General features: G+C 77.6%; 5 protein-coding genes and 1 pseudogene. 1 reads left to right on the top strand and 5 read right to left on the bottom strand.

The genetic code is table 11. From position 1 onward, the window contains the following. Positions 1-148 precede the first annotated feature (148 nt). Positions 149-1,075 carry an alpha/beta fold hydrolase gene (locus AB0N76_RS39270; protein ID WP_363565649.1) on the bottom strand — a complete coding sequence of 309 codons (927 nt, stop codon included), beginning with the start codon at positions 1,073-1,075 and terminating at the stop codon, positions 149-151. Positions 1,076-1,198: 123 nt separating this feature from the next. Further along, complete coding sequence (locus AB0N76_RS39265; protein ID WP_363565648.1) at positions 1,199-2,119, bottom strand: DUF2797 domain-containing protein; 921 nt, start codon at positions 2,117-2,119, stop codon at positions 1,199-1,201. Between the two features lie 142 nt (positions 2,120-2,261). Here AB0N76_RS39265 and AB0N76_RS39260 point away from each other — a divergent pair, with 142 nt between their 5' ends. Further along, the gene (locus AB0N76_RS39260) at positions 2,262-2,516 is read left to right on the top strand and encodes a hypothetical protein (RefSeq protein ID WP_363565647.1); all 255 of its coding nucleotides are present in this window, start codon (positions 2,262-2,264) and stop codon (positions 2,514-2,516) included. Between the two features lie 73 nt (positions 2,517-2,589). Here AB0N76_RS39260 and AB0N76_RS39255 read toward each other — a convergent pair whose 3' ends face one another. The 3 genes and pseudogenes from AB0N76_RS39255 to AB0N76_RS39245 form a co-directional block, all read right to left on the bottom strand. Next, positions 2,590-3,162: a rhodanese-like domain-containing protein gene (locus tag AB0N76_RS39255; protein ID WP_363565646.1), complete on the bottom strand. Its 573-nt coding sequence runs from the start codon at positions 3,160-3,162 to the stop codon at positions 2,590-2,592. A 36-nt stretch (positions 3,163-3,198) separates the two neighbouring features. Continuing rightward, a complete protein-coding gene (locus AB0N76_RS39250) occupies positions 3,199-3,945 on the bottom strand; it encodes a sulfite exporter TauE/SafE family protein (protein WP_363565645.1) in 747 nt (248 codons plus the stop codon). Positions 3,946-4,268: 323 nt separating this feature from the next. Continuing rightward, positions 4,269-4,567, bottom strand: a pseudogene (locus AB0N76_RS39245) (hypothetical protein); the annotation flags it as partial.

Genomic DNA, 4,567 nt, shown 5'->3' with positions numbered 1-4,567 from the left:
GCGCTCGCGGCCGCGCGGGCGGCGGCCGGTGCGGCCGGCGCCGACGAGCCCAGGGCCCGCTCGGACGTCCGGCCCTCCCGCCCACCGCAGTCCCGCCGCGCGCGGTCCGGCCCGGGCGGCGTACGCGGCAAGCTGGCGTAGGCGGCCCTCAGGCCGGGGTGCCGGTCTCCGCCAGGAAGCGGACGAGGTGGTCGGCGACGGCGTCCGGGGCGTCCTCCGGGCTGTAGTGGCCGACGCCCGGGAGCTCGACCACCCGGCCGTCCGGGAAGGCCTCGCGGAACAGCGGCAGGAAGTGCCGGGCGTCGAGCGTGCGGTCGGCGGTGCCCCACAGGGCCAGCGCCGGGACGGCGGCCAGCGCGGCGCGGGCCGGTCCGTCCGGCGCCTCGAAGCGGTGCGCGCCGGTGGCGAAGCCCTTCGCCCAGCCGATCGCTCCCGCGCTCTCGGCCGGGGTCGGGAACGGCGCGCCGTACGCGCGCAGCCAGGTGTCGGTGAGCACCGTGGGATCGGTGAAGCCGTTGAGCCGCAGGGTGCTCAGGATGGTGAAGTCCAGCGCGCCGAGGACGGTGTCCAGGGTGCTGTCCGCGTGCGCCCGGGCGATCCAGCGGAACCACGGGGAGTCGGCGGCGTTGGCCGCCAGTGCCTCGCCGAGGCCGGGCTGGCCGAACGGGGTGGGCCCGTTGACGCTGACCACCCGGGAGATCAGCTCCGGCCGGCGGGCCGCCAGTCCCATCCCGACCGGCCCGCCGAAGTCGTGCAGCAGGAGGGTGATCCCGCGCAGGCCGAGGTCGAGGACGAGCGCCTCCAGGTTGTCCACGTGGTCCTGGAGCCGGTAGTCGCGGTCGGCGGGCGTCTCGCTCTTGCCGAAGCCCATGTGGTCGGGGACGAGGACCCGGTGGGTGGGCGCGAGCCGGCGCACGATGTCCCGGAAGAGATAGCCCCAGGTGGGCTCGCCGTGCAGGCAGAGGACGGTCGGACCGGTGCCCTCGTCGACGTAGTGCATCCGGAAGCCGGGGGCGGTGCTGAAGTGCGGGCGGTAGGGGAAGGTGCCGTCGAAGGTCTCATGGGCGGCGATCATGGCGGGCCTCTCCGAGCCGTGCGGTGGCACGGCCATGCGGTAGCAAAGTGAAACCAGGCAGGGTCGAGCCTAGGCGCTACCGGTTTTTTTATGCAACCGCCCGGGAGTCTCACTCGGCAGGGGTCAGAAGAGCGCCTCCTGGGTGTCCGGCTCGGCCGGGCGCTCCCGCCGGGTCAGCGTCAGCCCCGCGGACGGACGGCCCACCGCCGGGGCCAGCGTCCACCCGGTCAGCGCGCGGGTGTCCAGCAGCAGCGGCTCACCGCCGTCCGGCTGGTCGAGCAGCAGATGGCGGCCGATCGGCGGGCGCAGCCGCCCCGCCAGCACCGCGCCGTCGGCCAGCGCGTCGACCTTCCGGTAGACGGCGGGAGCGCCGCCGGTCAGGCCGAAGACCGCGACCTGGTCGGTGACCGGGTGGTCGGCCAGCAGCTCCACGCCGTGCCCGCGCAGCAGCTCGTGCGCCCGGACCCGCGCCTCGGTGAGCAGCGTGCGGCGGTGGTCGGCGTCGCCGTGCTCCCACCAGTGCGCCAGCTTCGCCCGGCTGGTGAACCGCTCCCGGGCCAACCCGGAGGCGGCGACCGTCAGTTCGGCCCGGCGGACGGCGGGCAGCGCGCCCCGGGCCGCGAAGGTCCAGGCCAGCGCGCCCTGTTCGAGCAACCGACTGGTGCCGCGCTGCTCGGCGGTCAGACCGACCTTCAGCAGGCCCGCGCCGAACCAGGCGAGGTACAGCCGGTAGGTGCGGCCGTCGTCGAGGATCTGGTCCCGGGCCAGCGCCAGCCCCCGGTCCACGCTCTGGCAGGACGTGCACTGCACGGCCCCGCCGTCCGGCTCGATCACCGCGTGGTGCGGGCACGGCGTGCGCTCGTCCTGCCCCACCAGCCAGGCCCCGGTGCAGCGGCGCGGACCGGCGAGCAGCCAGCCGACCTCGGCCCCCGGCACCACCGACCGCTCGTGCACCCGCCGCCCGAGCACGGCACTCAGCACGGCCCGCCCGTCCCGCCACTGCAACCCGGTGGACACCCACCCGCCGACCGCACCCACGCTCACCGTTTCCCGCCTGCCACCCGTTGCCACCCGCCGCCACGCGCTTCCACCCGAACCGTCGAGGCTACCCGGAGCCACCGACAGTCCGGGCATCCGACCGGCTACTGTCAGCCGGACACCGACCGGCGAGGGGAGCCGAAAGCCCATGGCAGCAATGGAGTTCGAGCAGCTGGAGCAGGAGTACAAGGAGGCGTTGGCCCGCATCGGCCGCGCCCAGGACGCGGTCACTGAGCTGCGAGGCCCGGTCGACCCCCTCGGACCGGGCGACCCGGCGGCCATCTCGCCACAGCTGCGTGCCGCCGAGAACGAGGCCCAGCAGGCCTTCAACGCCTATATCCCGCTCCGCGACCGCTACTGGGCCACCCGCTGGGGCCGCGAGGGCAACCCCCCGAAGGCGTAGACAGCACCGCACACGGCCCTCGGAGTACCCCGCCCGGGCGGGGTACTCCGAGGTGCTGCGCATCGGCCGCGCGCTACGGGCGGCGGGTGGTGGCGAGGTCGGGGGCCCGGACGCCGCGCGGGCGGTTGTGCGGGAGGCGGGCCAGCAGGGCGCCCATCGCGCAGGTGTCGGTGACCGCCGAGAGGACCAGGCCCGCGCCGATGGCCGCCGCGAGCCAGCGGGTGCCGGGGAGGGCGAGGTCGGCGAGCAGGCCGGCCAGGACGAGGGCGCCGGCGGCGAAGCGGACCTGGCGGTCCATCGCCCACACCGTACGAGCCGGGGCGCCTTCGGGCCGCTGGACCTCGTGTCCGGCGGCCGCCCAGGCGGTGGTGCCGCCGAGCAGCGTCGCGGCCGGGATGCCCGCCGCCGCCAGGTCCGCGCAGGCCCGGCCGGAGCGGGCACCGGAGGCGCAGACGACGAGGAGTTCGCCGCGCGCGGCGGCCGTGCGCAGCGCGGGGAGGGCGTCCCGCAGCCGGTCGAGCGGGATGTTGAGGGCGCCGGGGACGTGCCCGGCGGCGTACTCGCCCGGGGTGCGGACGTCGACCACGGTGAGCGTGGCGAGGCGCGGGTGCGCCTGGGCGGGGGTGAGGGCGGTGGGGGTGGTCATGGGGGGAGCCTTTCGTGGGGGGAGGGAGGTGGGGGGTCAGAGCACGGCGTCCGCGGCCATCACGGCGGCCACGGCGAGCAGCAGGACGGCGAAGGTCCGCTGGAGGACGGCGCCGGAGAGGCGGGCGGCGAGCCGTTTGCCGTCCCAGGCGCCGAGCACGGCGGCGGCGGTGAACGGGGCGATCACCGCCCAGTCCAGCCCGGCGGCGCCGCCGCCCCGGGTGGCGAGCGAGGCGGAGGCGTTGACGGCGATGACCGGCAGGCTGGTGCCGACCGCCGCCTCCATCGAGAGCCCGACCGCGCCGACCAGGGCCGGCACCGCCAGGAACCCGCCGCCGACGCCGAGCAGCCCGGTCAGCGCGCCCAGCCCGGCCCCGGTGGCGGCCGGACGCCAAGCGCGGGACTTCCCGGCCGGCTCGACCGGCCGGGGTCCGCGCAGCATCCGGACCGCGGCGAGGGCCGCGACCAGGGCGAAGGCCGCCGTGAGCAACGTCTGCGGGAGCCGGGCGGCGGCCGCGCCGGCCAGTGCGGCGGGGAGCAGTCCGGCGGCGGCGAAGGCGAGGGCGGTGCGCCAGCGGATGGTGCGGGCCCGGGTGTGGGCGACGATCGCGGAGATCGAGGTCGCCAGGACGATCAGCAGGCCGGCGGTGGTGGCGGCGGCCGGGGTCAGCCCGAGCAGGTAGATCAGCGCGGGGACGGCGAGGATGCCCCCGCCCCCGCCGAGCCCGCCGAGGACCAGCCCGACCACCGCCCCGGCGGCGAGCGCCAGCAGCAGGGTGGTCATCCGGCCCGCCCGGGGTGGTCACCGACCGGGACGGCGCGGGCGCGGTGGGCGGCTGCGGCGGACGGCGCGGCGGACGGCGCGGCAGACGGCGCTGCGGGACGGTCGCCGCCGCGGTGGGCGGCCCCGGGAACCGCCGGGGTCGGCGGCGGGACCGGGCCGGTGGCGGGGGCCGGGTGCTCCCCGAGGTGCGGACGGCCTCCCGGCTCCGGGCGTTCCCCGGGGCGCGCGGGTATTCGGCGGCCACGGCGGATGGGGTGGTGCATGGCGGTGCTCCTGCGATGGTGCGGCGGTACGGGGCGGTGCGGTGGTGCGAGGGCGCGCGGTCAGGCGGACGCGGTGGCCGGGGCGGACGGGGCGGGCGTGACGACCGCGAGGCCGGCCTCGGCGGCCGCGCCGAACGCGTCGTCGACGGCGATCACCTCGAACCCGGCGGCGTCCAGCAGCGAGGCCGCGATACCGGCCCGCATGCCGCCCGCGCAGTGCACCCAGACCGGGCGGTCGGCCGGCAGTTCGCCGCTGCGGCGGTGCAGCTGGTGGAGCGGGAGGTGCCCGGCTCCGGTCGTCGTGGACGTCCGGCGCGCCGGCGAACGCGCCGCCGCCCACCTCGACGGCACCCGGCACC

This window comes from Kitasatospora sp. NPDC093806 (assembly GCF_040683335.1).
Lineage (GTDB): Bacteria > Actinomycetota > Actinomycetes > Streptomycetales > Streptomycetaceae > Kitasatospora.
This window is presented reverse-complemented; position numbering and strand designations above follow the sequence as displayed.